Source organism: Alteromonas sp. CyTr2 (assembly GCF_947311905.1).
Taxonomy (GTDB): Bacteria; Pseudomonadota; Gammaproteobacteria; order Enterobacterales; family Alteromonadaceae; genus Alteromonas; species Alteromonas macleodii.
Window position 1 is genome coordinate 36,363 of record NZ_CAMZMZ010000029.1, and the last position, 18,691, is coordinate 55,053.

The 18,691-nt window shown below is 45.3% G+C and carries 21 protein-coding genes; 1 reads left to right on the plus strand and 20 read right to left on the minus strand.

Annotation, left to right across the window (positions count from 1 at the left end; genetic code table 11):
* Nucleotides 1-35: 35 nt before the first annotated feature.
* The 16 genes from secY to rnr form a co-directional block, all read right to left on the minus strand.
* Nucleotides 36-1,355, minus strand: a complete 1,320-nt coding sequence (gene secY, locus QME20_RS14570) for a preprotein translocase subunit SecY (RefSeq protein WP_014977524.1) — start codon at nucleotides 1,353-1,355, stop codon at nucleotides 36-38.
* Nucleotides 1,356-1,360: 5 nt separating this feature from the next.
* The gene (gene rplO / locus QME20_RS14575; RefSeq protein ID WP_281716149.1) at nucleotides 1,361-1,795 is read right to left on the minus strand and encodes a 50S ribosomal protein L15; all 435 of its coding nucleotides are present in this window, start codon (nucleotides 1,793-1,795) and stop codon (nucleotides 1,361-1,363) included.
* A 3-nt stretch (nucleotides 1,796-1,798) separates the two neighbouring features.
* Nucleotides 1,799-1,978 carry a 50S ribosomal protein L30 gene (gene rpmD, locus QME20_RS14580; RefSeq protein WP_014950907.1) on the minus strand — a complete coding sequence of 60 codons (180 nt, stop codon included), beginning with the start codon at nucleotides 1,976-1,978 and terminating at the stop codon, nucleotides 1,799-1,801.
* 6 nt (nucleotides 1,979-1,984) lie between these two features.
* Nucleotides 1,985-2,485, minus strand: coding sequence for a 30S ribosomal protein S5 (rpsE, locus tag QME20_RS14585; RefSeq protein ID WP_012519221.1), 501 nt, complete (start codon nucleotides 2,483-2,485; stop codon nucleotides 1,985-1,987).
* A 9-nt stretch (nucleotides 2,486-2,494) separates the two neighbouring features.
* Complete coding sequence (gene rplR / locus QME20_RS14590; protein WP_014950908.1) at nucleotides 2,495-2,848, minus strand: 50S ribosomal protein L18; 354 nt, start codon at nucleotides 2,846-2,848, stop codon at nucleotides 2,495-2,497.
* A 12-nt stretch (nucleotides 2,849-2,860) separates the two neighbouring features.
* Nucleotides 2,861-3,394: a 50S ribosomal protein L6 gene (rplF, locus tag QME20_RS14595; protein WP_014950909.1), complete on the minus strand. Its 534-nt coding sequence runs from the start codon at nucleotides 3,392-3,394 to the stop codon at nucleotides 2,861-2,863.
* A gap of 13 nt (nucleotides 3,395-3,407) precedes the next feature.
* Nucleotides 3,408-3,800, minus strand: a complete 393-nt coding sequence (gene rpsH, locus QME20_RS14600; RefSeq protein WP_012519224.1) for a 30S ribosomal protein S8 — start codon at nucleotides 3,798-3,800, stop codon at nucleotides 3,408-3,410.
* 13 nt (nucleotides 3,801-3,813) lie between these two features.
* Entirely contained in the window at nucleotides 3,814-4,119 is a 306-nt protein-coding gene (gene rpsN, locus QME20_RS14605; protein WP_014950910.1) for a 30S ribosomal protein S14, read from the minus strand.
* Nucleotides 4,120-4,131: 12 nt separating this feature from the next.
* Nucleotides 4,132-4,671, minus strand: a complete 540-nt coding sequence (rplE, locus tag QME20_RS14610) for a 50S ribosomal protein L5 (protein WP_014950911.1) — start codon at nucleotides 4,669-4,671, stop codon at nucleotides 4,132-4,134.
* Nucleotides 4,672-4,688: 17 nt separating this feature from the next.
* Nucleotides 4,689-5,003, minus strand: a complete 315-nt coding sequence (gene rplX, locus QME20_RS14615) for a 50S ribosomal protein L24 (protein WP_014950912.1) — start codon at nucleotides 5,001-5,003, stop codon at nucleotides 4,689-4,691.
* Nucleotides 5,004-5,015: 12 nt separating this feature from the next.
* Nucleotides 5,016-5,384 (minus strand): 50S ribosomal protein L14, encoded by a 369-nt coding sequence (gene rplN / locus QME20_RS14620; RefSeq protein ID WP_012519228.1) that lies wholly within the window; start codon nucleotides 5,382-5,384, stop codon nucleotides 5,016-5,018.
* A gap of 221 nt (nucleotides 5,385-5,605) precedes the next feature.
* Nucleotides 5,606-5,989: a response regulator gene (locus QME20_RS14625; protein ID WP_281716150.1), complete on the minus strand. Its 384-nt coding sequence runs from the start codon at nucleotides 5,987-5,989 to the stop codon at nucleotides 5,606-5,608.
* 132 nt (nucleotides 5,990-6,121) lie between these two features.
* Nucleotides 6,122-7,516 carry a DUF4397 domain-containing protein gene (locus QME20_RS14630; protein ID WP_281716151.1) on the minus strand — a complete coding sequence of 465 codons (1,395 nt, stop codon included), beginning with the start codon at nucleotides 7,514-7,516 and terminating at the stop codon, nucleotides 6,122-6,124.
* A 311-nt stretch (nucleotides 7,517-7,827) separates the two neighbouring features.
* Complete coding sequence (locus QME20_RS14635) at nucleotides 7,828-9,498, minus strand: S8 family serine peptidase (RefSeq protein ID WP_281716152.1); 1,671 nt, start codon at nucleotides 9,496-9,498, stop codon at nucleotides 7,828-7,830.
* 512 nt (nucleotides 9,499-10,010) lie between these two features.
* The gene (gene rlmB, locus QME20_RS14640) at nucleotides 10,011-10,751 is read right to left on the minus strand and encodes a 23S rRNA (guanosine(2251)-2'-O)-methyltransferase RlmB (protein WP_014950916.1); all 741 of its coding nucleotides are present in this window, start codon (nucleotides 10,749-10,751) and stop codon (nucleotides 10,011-10,013) included.
* Nucleotides 10,752-13,169: a ribonuclease R gene (rnr, locus tag QME20_RS14645; RefSeq protein WP_281716153.1), complete on the minus strand. Its 2,418-nt coding sequence runs from the start codon at nucleotides 13,167-13,169 to the stop codon at nucleotides 10,752-10,754.
* Between the two features lie 307 nt (nucleotides 13,170-13,476).
* On the opposite strand from rnr, the gene QME20_RS14650 reads away from it, so the two are divergent.
* The gene (locus tag QME20_RS14650; RefSeq protein ID WP_281716154.1) at nucleotides 13,477-15,195 is read left to right on the plus strand and encodes an alkaline phosphatase D family protein; all 1,719 of its coding nucleotides are present in this window, start codon (nucleotides 13,477-13,479) and stop codon (nucleotides 15,193-15,195) included.
* A gap of 125 nt (nucleotides 15,196-15,320) precedes the next feature.
* Here the strand turns inward: QME20_RS14650 and QME20_RS14655 are convergent, their stop codons facing one another.
* The 4 genes from QME20_RS14655 to QME20_RS14670 all read right to left on the minus strand — a co-directional run.
* Nucleotides 15,321-15,617 (minus strand): type II toxin-antitoxin system RelE/ParE family toxin, encoded by a 297-nt coding sequence (locus tag QME20_RS14655; RefSeq protein WP_076011161.1) that lies wholly within the window; start codon nucleotides 15,615-15,617, stop codon nucleotides 15,321-15,323.
* On the minus strand, nucleotides 15,598-15,846 hold the full coding sequence (locus QME20_RS14660; RefSeq protein ID WP_281716155.1) for a ribbon-helix-helix protein, CopG family: 249 nt from the start codon (nucleotides 15,844-15,846) through the stop codon (nucleotides 15,598-15,600). The genes QME20_RS14655 and QME20_RS14660 overlap by 20 nt, the downstream gene beginning before the upstream one ends.
* Nucleotides 15,847-16,078: 232 nt before the next feature.
* Complete coding sequence (locus QME20_RS14665) at nucleotides 16,079-17,860, minus strand: TonB-dependent receptor (RefSeq protein ID WP_281716156.1); 1,782 nt, start codon at nucleotides 17,858-17,860, stop codon at nucleotides 16,079-16,081.
* A 150-nt stretch (nucleotides 17,861-18,010) separates the two neighbouring features.
* On the minus strand, nucleotides 18,011-18,691 hold a 681-nt coding region (locus tag QME20_RS14670; RefSeq protein ID WP_281716157.1), incomplete at its 5' end, for a Tn3 family transposase.

Here is an 18,691-nt window from a genome sequence, read left to right on the forward strand (position 1 = left end):
ATCTTTCCCCTTTCTATCAATATTAAGGGGCTAACTTATCGGCCGTAGCCTTTAAGGTTAGCTTTCTTCAGCACAGACTCATATTGACTAGACATCAAATGTGTCTGTACTTGTGCCATAAAGTCCATGATAACTACTACGATAATGAGAAGCGACGTACCACCGAAGTAGAACGGCACATTCCAAGCAATTAGCATGAATTCAGGCACTAAACAAATAAAGGTTATGTACAGTGCGCCAGCCAGTGTAAGGCGAGTCATTACCTTGTCAATGTATCGTGACGTTTGCTCACCCGGGCGGATGCCTGGGATGAACGCGCCAGACTTCTTCAAGTTATCTGCTGTATCACGCGGGTTGAAAACCAACGCCGTGTAGAAGAAGCAGAAGAAGATAATCGCAGCTGCGTATAACATCACGTACAGCGGTTGACCAGGAGATAGCATAAGCGCTACATCTTGCAACCACGCTGTTGATTCATTCTGTCCGAACCATCCTGCGATGGTACCCGGGAACAGAATAATGCTAGAAGCAAAGATTGGTGGGATTACACCAGCAATGTTGACTTTCAGCGGTAAATGGGTGCTTTGCGCAGCAAAAACCTGACGGCCTTGCTGACGTTTTGCGTAGTTTACCACAATTCTGCGCTGTCCGCGCTCTACAAATACAACTAGGTATGTAAGAGCGATAACAATCACGCCAATCAACAGTAGGAACAACAAGTTAATGTCGCCCTGCCTTGCTTGTTCCGCAGTCTGACCTATCGCTGTTGGCAGACCGGCAACAATACCAGCAAAAATCAATATAGAGATACCGTTACCAATACCTCGTTCGGTAATTTGCTCACCCAACCACATAAGGAACATAGTTCCTGTGACTAGGCTCACTACTGCCGTAAAGTAGAATCCGAAGCCAGGGTTTATCACCAATCCATTAATCAGGTTAGGCAAACCAGTCGAAATTCCAATTGATTGGAAGATAGCCAATACAAGCGTTAGATAACGCGTGTACTGACTAATTTTACGACGGCCTGCTTCGCCTTCTTTTTTAAGCTCCACCATCGGTGGGTGAACCACCGAGAGCAACTGCATGATAATGGATGCAGTAATGTATGGCATAATGCCCAAAGCCAGAACGGATGCACGCTCAAGCGCACCACCAGAGAACATGTTAAACATTTCTACAATGGTGCCTTTTTGTTGCTCGAACAAGTCAGCAAGTACAGCTGGATCGATGCCAGGGATAGGAACATAAGAACCTAGTCTGAATACAACAATCGCACCAAGTACGAACAACAATCTTGCCTTAAGCTCACTCAAGCCGCTTTTAGCGCCTGAATCCAATCCTGGTTTAGCCATCTAGCTTATTCCTCTACTTTACCGCCAGCAGCTTCAATCGCTTCTTTAGCGCCTTTAGTAACCTTTAACCCGCTTACTGTAACAGCGCGTGAAACTTCACCGCTCTTAACAACTTTAACGAACTGGATTTCTTTCTTAACGATACCAGCTGCTTTTAAAGTCTCAAGAGACGCAGTATCACCATCAATCTTCGCGATTTCAGCAAGAGTTACTTGATCAGTAACAAAGCTCTTGCGTGAAGTGAAACCGAACTTAGGAAGACGACGCTGGATAGGCATCTGACCACCTTCGAATCCTGGCTTAACACGGCCACCTGAACGGCTTTTTTGACCTTTGTGACCTACGCCACCTGTTTTACCAAGACCTGAGCCGATACCACGACCAGAACGCTTACCAGTAGGCTTTGAACCTTCGGCTGGAGAAATTGTATTTAAACGCATGTCTTACTCCTCCACTATCTCAACCATGTAATATACACGGTTGATCATGCCACGAACGGCTGGGGTATCTTCCAGTTCACGAACATGGTTGATTTTACGAAGGCCTAAACCTTTAAGCGTAGCTTTGTGCTTTGGCAGACGGCCAATTGCACTTTTAGTTTGCTTTACTTTAATCGTTGCCATGTCTGATTACCCCAAAATTTCTTCTACAGATAATCCACGCTTCGCAGCAACTTTCGCCGGGCTGTTCATTTCTGTCAGCGCGTTGATTGTTGCACGTACAACGTTGATTGGGTTTGTAGAGCCGTAACATTTTGAAAGTACGTTTTGTACACCAGCTACTTCAAGTACTGCACGCATCGCACCACCGGCAATAATACCGGTACCTTCAGATGCTGGCTGCATGTAAACTTTAGAGCCAGAGTGACGACCTTTAATCGGGTGCTGTAACGTGTGACCGTTAAGGTCTACGTCAACCATGTTGCGACGTGCCTTTTCCATTGCTTTTTGGATTGCAGCAGGTACTTCACGTGCCTTACCGTAACCAAAACCAACGCGACCGTTACCGTCACCCACTACTGTCAATGCAGTGAAACTAAAGATACGACCACCTTTAACCACTTTAGATACGCGGTTTACGGCGATCAATTTCTCTAGAAATTCACCATTTTGAACGTCTTGTTTAGCCATTATAAACTCCTAGAACTGAAGACCAGCTTCGCGAGCTGCATCAGCTAATGCTTTAACGCGACCGTGGTATTGGAAACCACTGCGATCGAAAGCCACTGTTTTAATGCCTTTCTCAAGCGCGCGCTCTGCGATTGCTTTACCGACTACCGTCGCTGCTTCAGCGTTACCTGTAGACTTAAGATCTTTTGCAAGATCTTTCTCAACAGTTGAAGCCGCTGCCAACACTTCAGAACCGCATGGAGCGATTAGCTGAGCGTAGATGTGGCGAGGTGTACGGTTAACTACCAAGCGATGCGCGGCCAGTTCACGAATTTTTGCTCGTGCGCGAGTTGCGCGACGAATGCGAGCTGTTTTCTTATCCATCGTATCACCCACCTACTTTTTCTTAGCTTCTTTACGACGTACGTGTTCGTCAGCATAACGTACACCTTTACCTTTGTAAGGCTCTGGTGGACGGTAACCACGAATGTTCGCCGCAACCTGACCAACCACTTGCTTATCGGCGCCTTTAACGACGATTTCAGTTTGGCTAGGAGTTTCAACCGTAATGCCTTCAGGCATTTCGTATGCTACAGGGTGAGAGAAACCTAGTGTAAGGTTTAGTTTGTTACCTTGTGCTTGTGCACGGTAACCAACACCTAACAACTGAAGTTTTTTCTCAAAACCTTCTGAAACACCTTGAACCATTGCGTTAAGGATAGAGCGCGCAGTACCAGCCTGTGCCCAACCGTCAACAAAGCCTTCACGTGGAAGTGCTTTAAGTTGGTTCTCTTCCTGTGCAACTTCTACAGCGTCGTTGAAAACGCGGGTCAAAGTGCCTTTACTACCTTTAACAGTAACTTCTTGACCAGAGATAGAAACTTCTACACCTGATACAACGTCTACTGGGGCTTTTGCTATACGTGACATTTCAACTCCTCCGTTATGCTACATAACCGATGATCTCACCGCCCATGCCAGCGTTACGCGCTGCACGGTCAGTCATCACACCTTTAGAAGTCGACACGATAGCTACGCCTAAACCACCCATAACCTTTGGAAGCTCATCTTTTTTCTTATAGATGCGCAGACCAGGACGGCTTACACGTTCGATAGTGTCAATTACTTGCTTGCCTTCGAAGTACTTAAGCGTAACTTCTAAAACAGGCTTAACGTCACCAGAAGCAGCGAAGTCAGTAATATAACCTTCAGCTTTCAATACTTCACAGATTGCAACGCGAAGTTTTGAAGAAGGCATAGTTACAGAAACTTTCTGTGCCATCTGGCCGTTACGGATGCGGGTAAACATATCCGCGATAGGATCTTGCATGCTCATTATCAGCTACTCCTTACCAGCTGGCTTTCTTAAGGCCAGGGACTTCACCGCGCATCGCTGCTTCGCGAAGCTTAATACGGCTAAGACCGAATTTGCGTAGGTAACCATGTGGACGACCAGTAACACGACAACGGTTACGTTGACGAGACTTACTAGAGTCACGTGGCAGTTGTTGTAGCTTCAGAACAGCGTCCCAACGCTCATCTTCAGAAGCGTTAACATCGCTGATAATCGCTTTAAGTGCGGCGCGCTTTTCAGCATACTTAGCTACTAGCTTAGTACGCTTAGCTTCACGTGCCTTCATTGATTCTTTTGCCATAACCCTACACCCCTACTTTTTGAATGGGAAGTTAAACGCGTCCAGCAGAGCACGTGCTTCTTCATTTGTATTCGCACTGGTAGTGATAGTGATATCCATACCGCGAACCTTATCCACTTTATCGAAATCGATTTCAGGGAAAATGATTTGCTCACGCACGCCCATGCTGTAGTTACCACGTCCGTCGAATGATTTAGGATTCAAACCACGGAAGTCGCGAACACGTGGGATAGCGATTGAAATCAAACGCTCTAGGAATTCCCACATACGCTCGCCGCGTAGGGTTACTTTACAGCCAATCGGATAACCTTCACGGATTTTAAAACCCGCTACTGATTTTCTAGCAACTGTAACAACAGGCTTCTGACCGGCGATAGCCGTCATGTCAGCTTGAGCATTCTCAAGTACCTTTTTGTCAGCAACTGCTTCACCTAAACCCATGTTTAGAGTGATTTTTTCAATCCGAGGGACTTGCATGACGCTTTTGTATCCGAACTGCTTAGCAAGTTCAGCTACTACTGTTTCTTTATAGAAATCATGCAGTTTCGCCATCGTACTCTCCAATATAATTAAACAAGTTCGCCGTTAGACTTGAAGAAACGTACTTTCTTCTCATCTTCGAAACGGAAACCAACGCGATCTGCTTTGCCCGTTGCCGGGTTAACAATCGCAACATTAGAAACGTGAATAGAAGCTTCTTTCTCAACGATGCCACCAGCTACACCCAATTGTGGGTTTGGCTTAGTGTGCTTCTTGACAAGATTTACACCTTCTACAATTACACGGTTATCAGCAATAAGCACTTTAAGGACTTTGCCTTGTTTGCCTTTGTCTTTACCCGCTAATACGACTACTTCATCATCACGACGAATTTTATTAGCCATTATCGTGACTCCTTATAGTACCTCTGGGGCCAATGAGATGATTTTCATGAAGTTTTCACTTCTCAACTCACGGGTAACCGGGCCAAAGATACGCGTACCAATTGGTTGCTTGTTTGCATTAAGCATAACAGCCGCGTTACCGTCAAAACGGATGGTAGAACCATCTGCACGACGAACGCCTTTTCTAGTACGCACCACCACTGCATTCAGTACGTCACCTTTTTTAACTTTACCGCGAGGAATTGCTTCCTTAACAGTAACTTTGATGATGTCACCGATACCTGCATAACGGCGATGCGAGCCACCAAGAACCTTAATACACTGAACCCTGCGAGCGCCGCTGTTGTCTGCAACGTCCAGGTTAGTTTGCATTTGGATCATGTTAGTGCTCCGCTCTTAAAATTAAGACTCTCCCGAGTCGTTAGTGCTGCTAAAAACAACTGGATGTCGTTGCTTTTATGTACATACCCCCATAAAAAGGGCGCGAAATAATAACAGAAAACATTTGGAAGTGATAGCGGTAAATTGAATTATTTTTAAACTATGTGAGCAATAAAAAAGCCCCGACTAAAAGTCGGGGCTGATAACCACGTCATAGGTTATCAAGCAGGATCTTTTAGGCGATTTTCATTACTTACAAGCTGCTTACTCAAGTGCCTGTAAAGGCACTCTTTCAACCGGCTTACACCAACAGGTTTTGATATGAAGTCATCCATGCCGGATTTCAAGCATTTTTCTTTGTCGCCGGTTAACGCATTTGCGGTTAATGCAATTATTGGGATGTCCCGTGCCTGGTCTCCCATTGACCTAATTAGCTTCGTCGCCTCTAATCCATCCATTACAGGCATATGGCAGTCCATCAAAATGATTGTGTAGGGTGACTTTCCTTTTAATGCGCCTTTAACTTTTTCTACTGCCTCTTCACCGTTTTCTGCTAAATCGGCGGTAATACCTATCTCTTTTAGTTGCTCTTTAATGATACTCATGAGGATTTAGGCCCTTCCGGACAGCAAGTAAAAAGGCCAACGTTTTTAGTGTTGACCTTTTAAACTTACGTGAAATACACGCAGATGAAAGTTTTCACCCTTATCAATTAGTATAATAAATGTACTAACCGATTAATAAAGCACGTTAATTTCATATCCCGTTGGTGTATCCGCTGACTCAACAGTAACTATGTAGTTTTCTTCCTCTGTAAAGCCAAACAGCGCGGTTCTATCAAGCAGCACCTGCTCCTCGTTGTCATCTTCGTATACGGCAATCACTTCATAGTAGTCTGACGGCAGCACTTCACTGGTACTTTCAGCAAATTCAAGATTCTGTATATCGTACTCAGCAGTATCAATGGTTTCGTCATTTCTTACCAAGTAGAAGTCTACGTCATCAAAGTCGCTAACTAAGTTGATGAAGTTTACTGTCTTATCGTAGGCCTGAGGCAAACCACTTTCTACAAAGGTTGCTGCGCCTAATTTATTGTTGGTGTTGTAGATAAGAATAGCCTTACTCTCACCCTGATTAAGCGTAATTAGCTTGTTGCTCAGTGACGTCACTGTACCTGATGGGTCGGTTACGGTAACGCGATAATCGCCATAGCGGATAGTACTAAACTCAGACAACTCGCCCGCCGCAAGTGTAAAACTAACGTCCTCTTCATCAGTGTTTCCACCAAAGGTAACCTGAAGCTCTGCATCCAGATTCGTAGAGTTGTAAATACGATACTGTGAATCTGCTTCTACATCTGTAAGCGCCGTAACTGATGAAGAGTTAAGAATAGTGTCTACAACTAGCCCTTCTTGAATGGCGCCACTGACATCGCGCAGTGTCATTAGATACTCAGTTTCGTATACAAAATCGATGGTTTGTGATTCAAAGACAACATCGTCACTTCCTGGTTCGGTCAAATAAATCGTGTACTCGCCCTCATCAAAGTATTCACTGTCATCATCTGCATCCCAGAAGTCAAATTCAATCATGTCGCCCGTTGTAACCGTGCCAAGGAAGTTGGCTGCTTCAAACGGGTCGCCAGACTCACTCATGTAGAAATCATAAGAAGATTCATCTACTGCTACCGACAAAGCGAATAGGCGGAAGTGATCTTCCAATGTTTCGCGCTTATAGGAATAGGTGGTAAAAACGGGGTTACTAAAGTCACCACTCATAACAACAATGGTCTTATAACCGGTTTTTAAGTTAACGGTAATCTCGTCAATAAATACTTCTTGGTCGTCTGAATCAGTTCGAATGAACTCGAGTTCTAATTCTCCATCATCCATAGAGTACATTGACGTAGTATCACCAAATTGAGCAGAGCCAAAGCTATCGCCATCAACTTCACGCATTTCTACATTGGCACCGTTAGGAGAAGCGTTGTAAAACTGAATGTAAGCATACGAATAATCTGAGCTACTGCTGCCTGAGCCACCACAAGCGGTAAGCCCAAGCAGTGCAATAAGCCCAATTGCCACTGTTTGGAACCATGTTCCACGAAGCAAAGATTGAGAGGTCAATTGCATAAATTGAATGTCCTTTGAAGTTGTTCTTGGTTGGATAAAGCCTGCGTAAAAGCAAATAGGCACATGTAGAGAGTGCTGATCTTGGCACGCACAATACAGCGATATGGCTATGTGAATAGGGCTTAGTTCGCAGCTTTACGTCAACTTTGCAAAGCTGACCTTTCTTTATGGAAACTTGACATTCAAGCTTCTAAAAATGCTGTTAAAAGGCATAGATGTGCGAATAAACGTAAGCAAACCGCGCACAAAACTGAAACAAAAAAAAGCCTGCATAAGCAGGCTTTAACTGTGTCTTAGGGAGACGGGATTACTTACTCATATGAGTATGATAGTGTCACACCGCTGTATGAAGAGTAAGCGCGAATACCAATGTGCCATGTGCCTGACGCAGGCGCATCGAATGTACATACTTCGCTGTTGCCATTTTGATAAGGACGACAATCATAGCTATTCGTTTCTGGCTGTGAGCCAAACTTCACGTATAGATCGGCATCGCCTGAACCACCAGAGGTACGAATAGTCATCTGCGTTACACCTTCAGGAATCGTCCAAGTGTAGCGGTCCCAGTTTCTGCGCGTACCAGAAAGGCCGGTTAGCTGACCTGATACTGGTTCTACGCCAGGCTCAGAGCCGCCACCGCCACCAGTACCGCCACCGGCACAACCGTTGGTATTAAGGTAGTTGTAGGCGTCAGCAAGCTGCATTAAACCATAACCGTAGAAGTTATCACGACCCGCACTGCCTTTATCTTCTGCCGTTGCATTAAGTGCATTACGAATTTGGTTGTTTGAACACTGCGGGAAATAACTCCATACTAATGCTGCACCACCAGCTACGTGTGGCGTCGCCATAGATGTACCGCTGAGTGAAGCGTAGGTATTTGTTGGATAGGTAGACTGTACTGCACTACCTGGCGCGGCAATTTCAACCTGATCGTTATATTGGCTGTAGCTTGCACGGTTTTCGTTTGAGTCTACTGCCGCAACTGACATTACTGCATCATATGACGCTGGGTAAGACTTCGCACTGTTACCATCGTTACCTGCCGCCGCAACTAACAACATGCCTGCATCTGTGAAGCTCTGCATTGCATTTCGCTCGGTAGTTGACGAACTGCCGCCACCTAAGCTCATGTTAACAACGTTCGAGCCGGCATCCTGACATTGGGTGATAGCATCGATAAGGTCAGATGCGTAAGTCCATTGGCCGTTGTCGTTAAAGATTTTAACGATATGCATATCCACGCCAGGATACACACCAACTACACCTTCGTTATTATCGTATGCTGCAATGGTGCCCGCTACGTGGGTACCGTGACCGTTACCATCGTTATACCAGTTACCTACAGCACTATTGTTTGCCTGACCTGTAACGCCATCGTTTGTTCCAGGCAAATCTGGGTGACCCAGGTTGTAACCTGTATCGATGATACATACTTTGCGAGCCGTAGTATCTGACTGTGCAAATTGATTAGCCTGAACCATGGTGTAGCCGTAAGGCGTGGTCTGCGCCATAGGCTTACGACGAACGTCCACTTCAATACTTTCTACGTTTGGATTTTTACGAAGCTTGTTCAGCGCTGACTTACTCATCGTAGCCGCTACCATTTTATGCTTCTTAAGCTCTTTCTTAATTGCACCACCTGCTTTTCTAACTTCTGATTTAGCAGACGCGATATCGAAAGGCTTTTTACCTTTTACTTTGGCACTTGAGATTTGACCTTTACCTTTTAATGCACTCACTTCAACCGTTTCACTGGTCATCTCATCTTTGAACTTGATGATGTAACGCTCTTGGTCAGTGGTGACAAGACGATCGACAGTCAATCGCTTACCTAGTGCTTGTTTTAGGGTTTGAGGCTTTTCTTTAACTTTTACCAGACCTTCGCCTGCTGCCATTGCAGAATTACCCATTAAGCCAAGTGATACAGCTAGAGCAGCTGCTGTTAGACATGTGTGTTTCTTATTTAATTTTGAGTTCAAAATTTATTTCCTGTTTTATCTGTCTTATTAACTTCAACACTGTTTTATTCCGTGCTTTGGAAGCTATTTGTTATTAAATGACATACAGGTATAACCATTACCTCATACGAAAAGCTCATCCATGACAACCGACGCAACTGCGTTGCAACGACCTACCCGTTTGTCAGGTATGCAAATAAACGGTATTACCAATTATTTACAGAGCTCATATTAGGCGGCGAATCAGGCTGTTGAGTATGTTGCCTTAACCCTGGTGTGCATTTTTAATACCTTTAAAAATGCACAAAAAAACAACACAACTTATGAAGAGCGCGCCAAATGTGTATTACGAGCAGATTCATGGTAGGAATAAAAAACTATAATTAACATTAATTTTACAATTTTAAATGTAACAAAATATTAAACTCTTTATAAGTTTTACTTAAATATAAAAAAAGCGTGTACCCAAAGGTACACGCTTTTTTAAAAACCAATTGAAAACTCATTAGAGGCTCAATTCTAGCAACTTAGTCTCATAAACTGCGCTGTCTTACGATCTCGTATAAGCACACGCCGGTTGCTACCGACACATTTAAACTTGTCACACTGCCAGCCATAGGAAGCTTCACTAACTCATCGCACGTTTCTTTGGTAAGCCTACGCATGCCCTTACCTTCAGCCCCCATTACTAATGCAGTTGGGCCTTTCAGGTCTACATCATAAAGGGTCTTATCGGTTTCACCGGCTGTGCCAACAATCCAAAGGCCCTTATCTTGAAGGTGCTTCAAGGTTCTGGCCAGGTTCGTGATTTGAATAAGTGGAACCACTTCAGCTGCACCACAGGCCACTTTTCTTACTGTGCCGTTTAAGCTTGCTGATTTATCTTTCGGTACTACTACCGCGTGCACCCCTGCTCCATCTGCAGTACGCAGGCACGCACCTAGATTATGCGGGTCGGTAACACCGTCTAATACCAAGATTAAGGGCTGCGCTTCGCTTTCTAAAATTTTGTCTAAGTCAGCTTCATCTAGCACGCGGGCTGGTTTCGCTCTTGCTACCACGCCTTGGTGTTGCTCACCGCTTACTTTGTCATCTAGCGCTTTGCGCTGACAAAACTGAACTGAAATACCGAAACGACGGGCTTGGTTAACAATGTTGGTTAGGCGCTCGTCATTGCGACCTTTTAACACTAACACCTCCATTACACGCTCGGGTTCTTTTTCAAGTACCGACTGCATGGCATGTAAACCGTATAACCATTCTTGCTGCGCCATTTAACGCTTACCTCTTTTATTCAATGACAGTGTTTTGCCGCTACTACCGCCTTTGGCGCTGCCGCGACTTGACGATTTTCCACCGCTACGACTAGACGAGCTTGAGCCGCCTTTGCCTTTGTTCCCTTTTTTATCAGAACGCGAGCCTTTATCAGAGCGTGATTTGTTATCAAAACGAGTAGGTTTATCTGAAGCCTTTTTCGCAGACCTCACTTTTACCTTCTTACCCTTAGTGCCGCGCAGCATAGACTTATCGAGTAATAAATCAATCTTTCTTTCATCAAGGTTGACCGCTGCTACGGTTACTTCAACCGTATCACCCAATCTGAACTGGCGGTGGCCCGACTCACCAACCAGCGCTTGTTTTACGTCGTCATAGTGATAATAGTCATCATCTAGCGATGTAATGTGTACTAGGCCGTCGATGTGGTATTCGGTAAGACGAATAAATAAGCCAAAGTTTGTAACCGAGCTGACCACACCTTCAAAAGTGTCGCCGACGTGGTCGAGCATAAACTCGCACTTAAGCCAGTCAGCCACGTCACGGGTGGCATCATCGGCGCGGCGCTCTGTCATTGAACACTGCTCGCCTAACTGTTCAATTTCATCAACGGTGTAGTTTTTCGCGCCACTGACTGCTTTTTTGCCCTGCTGTTTAGCAATAATGCCTTTTAGCGCACGGTGAACGACCAAGTCTGGGTAGCGACGGATAGGTGACGTGAAGTGCGCGTAAGCTTCTAGCGCCAACCCAAAGTGACCTACGTTGTCACCGTCGTAAACCGCTTGCTTCATTGAGCGCAGCAGCATGGTTTGAATTAGTTCTTCGTCCACTCGACCGCGGGTTTTAAGCACCACATCGGTAAATGCGGCAGGCTCCGCGTCTTCAACTATGCGATGAGGAATACCGATTTCACTTAAGTAACTGGTAAATGCGGTAAGCCTGTCGGCGTCTGGTTTGTCGTGCACACGGTATAGCGCTGGCGCCTCATGCTTTTCAAGCATAAGAGCCGCACTCACGTTTGCCATGATCATGCACTCTTCAATTAGCTTGTGCGCGTCGTTACGCACCAGCGGCACAATATTTTCAATCTTGCGCTGGGCGTTGAAAACAAACTTCACTTCTTGGGTTTCAAATTCAATCGCCCCACGCTTAGCACGGGCTTTTTTAAGCGCGCGGTACAAGTCGTGAAGATTGCGCAAATGAGGTACATGAGGCTCGTAACGCTGATGAAGTTCTTTGTCACCCTGAAGAATATTCCACACTTTAGTGTAGGTTAAACGGGCGTGCGAGTTCATGACCGCTTCGTAAAACTGGAATTCTTCTAGTTTGCCATTTGCACTGATGGTCATTTCACACACCATACATAGGCGGTCGACTTCAGGGTTTAATGAACACAAGCCGTTTGACAGCACTTCCGGTAGCATAGGAATTACTTGGTCAGGGAAGTAAACCGAGTTACCGCGCTGCTGCGCTTCATCATCAAGGGCTGAGCCTGTTCTTACATAGTGACTTACATCGGCAATGGCTACCCACAGCTGCCAGCCGCCATCGTCTAGCGGTTCACAATATACTGCGTCATCGAAGTCGCGGGCGTCTTCACCATCGATGGTGACCAGCGGAAGCTGGCGTAAATCGATGCGACCTTTTTTGGCTTCATCGGGCACCTGATCGGTAAGCTTTTCCACTTGTTTGGTTACGCCATTTGGCCACTGGTGCGGAATATCAAACGTGCGAAGTGCCATTTCTATTTCCATACCTGGCGCCATATGTTCACCAAGTACTTCAACAATTTTGCCCACCGGACTCATTTTACGGCGTGGACGCTGGGTAAGCTCTACCACAACCACCTGCCCCATTCGAGCACCGTGTGTGCTCTCTGGTGGAATGACAATTTCGTGCTGCAACCGACTGTCATCTGGCACGACCATGCCAAAACCTTGCTCAACAAAATAGCGGCCAACTATTGGCTCGCTGCGTGGCTCAATGACTTGCGTAACAAACGCTTCTTTTCTTCCACGGCGATCGGTACCACTAATACGTGCTTCTACCACATCGTCGTGAAGGAACAGGTTCATTTGCCCAGCACTGATAAATAAATCACCGCTTTTATCTTCAGGACGCAAAAAGCCGTAGCCATCACGGTGACCAATAATTCTGCCTTTAATGAGTTCATCACGGTTTTGGAGAATGTATTTTTTCTGCTTGGTAAATTGCACCTGACCTTCGCGCTCCATGGCACGTAGTCGGCGCTGAATTCCAATTCGCGCTTCTTCGTCGAAGGCGTTCACCAAGTTACAGATATCAAGAAACGACAACGGCTTGTCGTGCTCTTTTAATAAACTCATTAAATATTCGCGGCTGGCTACCGGATTTTCGTACTTCTCTTTCTCGCGCTGATAATGCGGATCATCACTCATGTATTTTAAATTTACCTTTCGTATTTTGTTCAACGTGTTTTCGTTTGTGGCTTAGTTCTTCAAAGCCCTGTAGAAAACATAAATATGATTGTTTAGACACACAAACCATTTTTGGTTCATGTGGTTATTTGCTGCACAGTATAACAGTATTTGCAGTAAAACATTGACTGTTATTATGGATTCTCAGCCTGACATCTCTATGTCACAAACACTCAGTATAAAAATGGGTTTTCGTTTTTGTTGCATGAGCGTTCAACAAAACAATGACATCACCGGATACCTTACAAACCTTATAAAGAGCAGGCATATGGATAGAAGATCGTTTATAAAGCTGTCGTCACTCGCAGGCGCGAGCGTAGCAGTGTCTACAGGGCTAGCAGGCTGTACCGTTAGCACTTCAGCAAACAGACAACCGCAAACCGACGCAACCTTTACCCATGGTGTGGCGAGTGGAGACCCATTAAAAGACGCCGTGATTATTTGGACGCGCGCCGTGCCCACAGCAAATTTAGGCTCAGGCTCGGGCTCAAAATCAGGTTTAGCCAAGGCCGATATTTTATGGGAAATGGCAAGCGATGCTGATTTTGCCAATGTGATAAGTAGCGGTATTGTTGAAGCGAAAGCCACTCATGATTTTACTGTAAAGGTAGACGTAAAAGGCCTTAGTCCGGCTAACCGTTATTTTTACCGTTTTAAAAGTGCCAATAATATAAGCCCTGTGGGCGAAACCCGTACGCTGCCTGAAGCCGATGTGTCTGACGTTACGTTCGGCATATTTTCCTGTTCTAACTACCCTGCTGGCTTTTTCACGCCATACATGGAGGCAGCGAAAAACGATAACATCGATTATGTATTGCACCTTGGTGACTACATTTATGAGTACGATGGAAAGGGATACGCAACTGAGCACGCAAAAGAGATTGGCCGAACCTATGCGCCTGATAACGATACCGAGCTTTATACGCTAACCGACTATCGCAATCGCTATGCGCTATACCGCACAGACAGTGGCTTATTGTCGCTACATCAAAATAAGCCTTTTATAGTTGTGTGGGATGACCATGAAATTACTAATGACACCTATAAAGATGGTGCCGAAAATCACCAAGAGGATGAAGGTGATTTTTATGAACGTCGTGCGGCTGCCGTTCAAGCTTATTATGAGTGGCTACCCATTCGCCCACCTTTTGGCACCGAGCGCTTAGAAATTTATCGTCAGTTTACTTTTGGTAAACTTCTTGACTTATACATGCTCGACACCCGCGTTCTTGCACGCGACAAACAGCTTGAATACGCCAACTATCGCGATGCTGAAACTAAAACGTTTGACCAAGCACGCTTTATGAAAGACATCGGCAACCCGAACCGCGGTTTACTCGGTGAAACCCAACGCAACTGGCTACATTCATCTATGCAGCAAAGCCAGGCTAAATGGCAGGTGTTAGGGCAACAGCTATTAATAGGCCGCATGCTTTTCCCTGTATCTATTTTTAATGGCGTTGAACGCAAAGCAATACCTGCCCATGTACACAAACTTGCGAATATTAAACGCAAACAAATGCAAGGTGGCGCACTTAGTGAGCAAGAGCTTGCGCTTATCAATACCGTAATGCCTTACAACTTAGACGCATGGGATGGCTACCCTGTTGAGCGGGAACAGGTGCTGATGCAGCTTAAGTCCATCGCCAAGCCAGTTATTGCCCTTGCAGGTGATACACATAATGCTTGGCACAACAAATTAACCCTTAAAGATGGTACAGAGGTAGGGGTTGAACTTGCCACACCAGGCGTGACGTCACCCGGTATGGAACATTACCTAAGTATGGATGATGACATGGCAGAAACGCTTGCCAACGATCTTCCGCTTCTAATTGAAGATTTGCAGTACTGTAATCTCCACCAGCGCGGCTTTATGACATTGACCGTCAGCGAAGACAGCGCAAAAGCCACGTGGCACTATGTGGATGCAATTTTAACCAAAGCTGGAAAAGTAGTTAACACGCATAGCTATGAGATTAAGGCATAGCGTTCTACAAGTTTATAAGCGTGTATAGGCTCTAGCCTATGCACGTTATTTATAAAGTTAAAGGCTACAAACGCTACCTTACAAGTCTGACAACGAGCTTAATGCTTTCCACAAATAGTGTGTTTTTAATCTGCGCTGGGCCATTGCTGTGCATCATGAAGAACACGTAGTATTTCGATGCAATTTGTAATGATGTTTTCTCGATATATAACGATAAACGGCAGGCCATTAATTACAAGTTCACGCGTATTCTTCAATCGGCCATGACGGCCTGCTCTAGGATGTTCTGATAAGACTAGGTGCGAACTATCAATAATGTTCATGACAACGTCGATAGCTACAGAGGGGCTATTTTCTTGCGCAATATGAGCTTCAATTTTCTCTAAATCGGTACCTGCAAGATCAGTCCATTTGAGCTGCACGCTTAGCCTCCCACTTGGCTTTGACATCAGTATGGTCGGTCAAACGTCCCTCATCAGCGGCTTTCACTCCTTTTTCCACCTCTTGGATAAACCACTCTTCGCGAGCAACATACTGCTTGATGGCTTCTGCCATCAGCCACGCCCTAGGTCTATCCATCGCCTTAGCCATTTCGCCTACACGTGCAAGTGTTCCGTCATCTAATCTTACTGAGGTAGCTTTTAAAGGCATGTAGATTCTCCGAGGTTCTTTGAGAATCTTTATTGTAGCTGCACTAGCATTAAATGTCTTCTTTTGCTTTTCATCACCAACCACAGAGTGCAAGACGTTATAGTTAAATCGCACCGAATAAAATCAGAGTCTCTGATACTCCTTCTTGTGACCCATACAATTTAAGTTACGTCCTATTCCCATCAAGATAGGGGCATATTGACGGGAATAGGTACTCTCTTATTCTTTACTTCTAAAACTCATAATAAACACGCACACCAGCAATGCGTGGCATCCCGCGTACGAAGGTAGGTATACCCAATCCACCGCCCGTATTACCAGCATCAATCAAGAATTCTTTATCAAACAGGTTGTTCACGTAAAGCTCATAGGCAAACTTGCTGTTGTCTTGAAGCAGCTTCAGCGATACATCAGTCAGTGAGTAAGTATCTTGAGAAAGACCAGGGTAATTGCTGCTTTCAAAAAACACTTCTGACTGGAAACTGGTAAGCCAGTTAACATCAATGTCAAAACTGTCCATATTGAATACTTTGTTGATGTTTATCGCGCCGCTAACTTCTGGCGCTAAGCGGAACTTATTACCACCGTATTGGAACTCAGATCCATCAGCAGTATTGTCTGCAAATTCAGCGTCAAGGAAACCAAGGCTTGCTGTTAGCGTCAGCGTCTCGCTGTAGTTATAGGTCGCCATGCCTTCAATACCCGACATGGTCGAGTCGCCTACCGTTACAGTAATAGACTGTAAGGTTTCTGCGTCGGTAAAGCTTTGCTGATAATCGCTGTATTCGTAGGTGAAAATGGCACCTGAGAACAGGAAGTTCGCGCTTTGGTATTTAATACCTAAATCGTAACTGTCTACTATTTCAGGTTTAGTCACATTAACGCCACCTGCGTTAGCATCCACAACTGGTGAACGTCGTCCCCTGGCGTAGTTCGCGTATACGTTCCAGTTGTTATTAACATCATAGCTTACAGCAAATCGCGGTAGGGTATCGTCAAAGTCGCGCTCGGCATCGAACGTAAATGCACCGTCTGCAGTAGTATAAGTATTACGGGTATAACGTGTTTCGTCGATATAGCGAATGCCAGCAGTAATGTTGATGTCGTCGGTTACAAAATACGACACCTCAGCAACATAAGACGCTATATCAAGTTCAGCTTCAAATATAAACGGCCCTTGTATCAGAATAGGCGGCAGTGCAGGGTTAGAAATAGGAGAGCCATCTTCATTAAACAGTTGCGAGACTAACATCGCACGCAGTGCTTCTATTTCTTCTAACGATGCGTCAGTAGCGATATTCTGATTTAGCGGAATGTTTGAGGTGGCCTCAAGCTGTGCTTTAACCGCATCGAAGGTTTCACGTACAAATGGGTCGACCATCACATAGTAGGGCAAAATAGAATCGTCTTGAGTAATAGACGTACCTACAAACGCGGCCAATTTATCACCCGAGTCATACACTAAACGCATTGACGCACCTTTAAGCGTAGCGTCGTTATCGAAATAGGCATCTTGAATACGCAAAGCAGAACCGTCGGCGTCAAATCCCTCGCTTACCTCTACATCTTTATAGTATGCGTCGGCATGCAGACTGAGCATTTGGTTGAAATCGTAGTTTACGGTTAAGTCATAAGCTTGAAGCGTTCGTTCAATGCCTAGTTCACTGCCTAAACTAAATTCGGCATCAGTAAAAGGGCTAGTACCTCCGCCATTGGGGGCGATAGAGCCTGATTTGAAGACAATGCCCGGCTGGTCGTTATACTCCATGGCTGCGCGCGCAATGATTTCAAGCTGATCATAATTCGCTCGCCATGTTGCACGTAGTGCTTGTACTGAAACACCCTGAAGATCTTCGCTGTTGCACGGCACTTCTTCACCAAGATGGTTGTACATATTTGCATTTCCGTAATAGGAGTCAGCGCTACAGGCATTGTTTTCTACAATGCCGTCCATTTCGCGATAAAGACCTGCTATACGAAAACTGTGGTTGTCGTTAATAGGCTGGTTATACATGAATTCAAGTTCTTGCCCTTGCTCTGAGTTATAGCCAACCTGTACCTTGCCTTCTTGGGGTTCTAGGGATTTTCCCCTCTAAAAAGACATAATCCTCTGTAGACCACACCAATAAATGGCTGCGGAGGTGGTTTACTTTCAGCTTGGAGCCTAATCATCCACTATCGGCCTTGTTATTTCGCCAATATTGGGCAATTTCCCAGTATTAGTGAAGTTATACGTTCCGCTTAAGTTGATATTTTGCCACGCAACGGGCGAAACAGCACGAGTGATACCCGCTTTCTCTTCATCTCCTCTCGCTTCAAAGTGTCCCAGAAGATGACTCAGTATCGCGGAGTTGAAGTAGATGATCGCGTTGGCAAGCAATCTTGCGCATTCATTCCAGATAGCGATTTCAGACTCGTTTTTGCCACGGAACTGATCACCATTCACCGACGCAATGGCTCGTCTAAGGAAGTGCCATGCTTCTCCCCGGTTCAGGGCACGTTGCACATACTGCCGCAAACTGGCATCGTCGATGTAGTCAAGTAAATATTGCGCTTTAACCAGTCGATTATACTCCGTCAGAGCCTGTAATATTGGGTGTCCAGAAGGGTAACCAGACAACTTTCTTACCAGCATTGCTTGTGTCGTCCGCTTTGTCTGAAGTGACAGAACAATACGCCTGATATCTTGCCATCCCGTTGTAATAACATTCGTTCTGATAGGCTTCTTTAGCGCCAGTATGGTGCTGCCTTGTTCACTTTCAGTCACATCAAACAGATCATTGATGACACTACTGAACTGCGCGTATCGCGGTGCAAAACTGTAACCGCATAGATCCAGTAAGGC

Coding starts and splice junctions, on each gene's coding strand:
- secY (WP_014977524.1), bottom strand. CDS start 1,355: ATGGCTAAACCAGGATTGGATTCAGGCGCTAAAAGCGGCTTGAGTGAG.
- rplO (WP_281716149.1), bottom strand. CDS start 1,795: ATGCGTTTAAATACAATTTCTCCAGCCGAAGGTTCAAAGCCTACTGGT.
- rpmD (WP_014950907.1), bottom strand. CDS start 1,978: ATGGCAACGATTAAAGTAAAGCAAACTAAAAGTGCAATTGGCCGTCTG.
- rpsE (WP_012519221.1), bottom strand. CDS start 2,485: ATGGCTAAACAAGACGTTCAAAATGGTGAATTTCTAGAGAAATTGATC.
- rplR (WP_014950908.1), bottom strand. CDS start 2,848: ATGGATAAGAAAACAGCTCGCATTCGTCGCGCAACTCGCGCACGAGCA.
- rplF (WP_014950909.1), bottom strand. CDS start 3,394: ATGTCACGTATAGCAAAAGCCCCAGTAGACGTTGTATCAGGTGTAGAA.
- rpsH (WP_012519224.1), bottom strand. CDS start 3,800: ATGAGCATGCAAGATCCTATCGCGGATATGTTTACCCGCATCCGTAAC.
- rpsN (WP_014950910.1), bottom strand. CDS start 4,119: ATGGCAAAAGAATCAATGAAGGCACGTGAAGCTAAGCGTACTAAGCTA.
- rplE (WP_014950911.1), bottom strand. CDS start 4,671: ATGGCGAAACTGCATGATTTCTATAAAGAAACAGTAGTAGCTGAACTT.
- rplX (WP_014950912.1), bottom strand. CDS start 5,003: ATGGCTAATAAAATTCGTCGTGATGATGAAGTAGTCGTATTAGCGGGT.
- rplN (WP_012519228.1), bottom strand. CDS start 5,384: ATGATCCAAATGCAAACTAACCTGGACGTTGCAGACAACAGCGGCGCT.
- QME20_RS14625 (WP_281716150.1), bottom strand. CDS start 5,989: ATGAGTATCATTAAAGAGCAACTAAAAGAGATAGGTATTACCGCCGAT.
- QME20_RS14630 (WP_281716151.1), bottom strand. CDS start 7,516: ATGCAATTGACCTCTCAATCTTTGCTTCGTGGAACATGGTTCCAAACA.
- rlmB (WP_014950916.1), bottom strand. CDS start 10,751: ATGGCGCAGCAAGAATGGTTATACGGTTTACATGCCATGCAGTCGGTA.
- rnr (WP_281716153.1), bottom strand. CDS start 13,169: ATGAGTGATGATCCGCATTATCAGCGCGAGAAAGAGAAGTACGAAAAT.
- QME20_RS14650 (WP_281716154.1), top strand. CDS start 13,477: ATGGATAGAAGATCGTTTATAAAGCTGTCGTCACTCGCAGGCGCGAGC.
- QME20_RS14660 (WP_281716155.1), bottom strand. CDS start 15,846: ATGCCTTTAAAAGCTACCTCAGTAAGATTAGATGACGGAACACTTGCA.
- QME20_RS14665 (WP_281716156.1), bottom strand. CDS start 17,860: ATGTATAACCAGCCTATTAACGACAACCACAGTTTTCGTATAGCAGGT.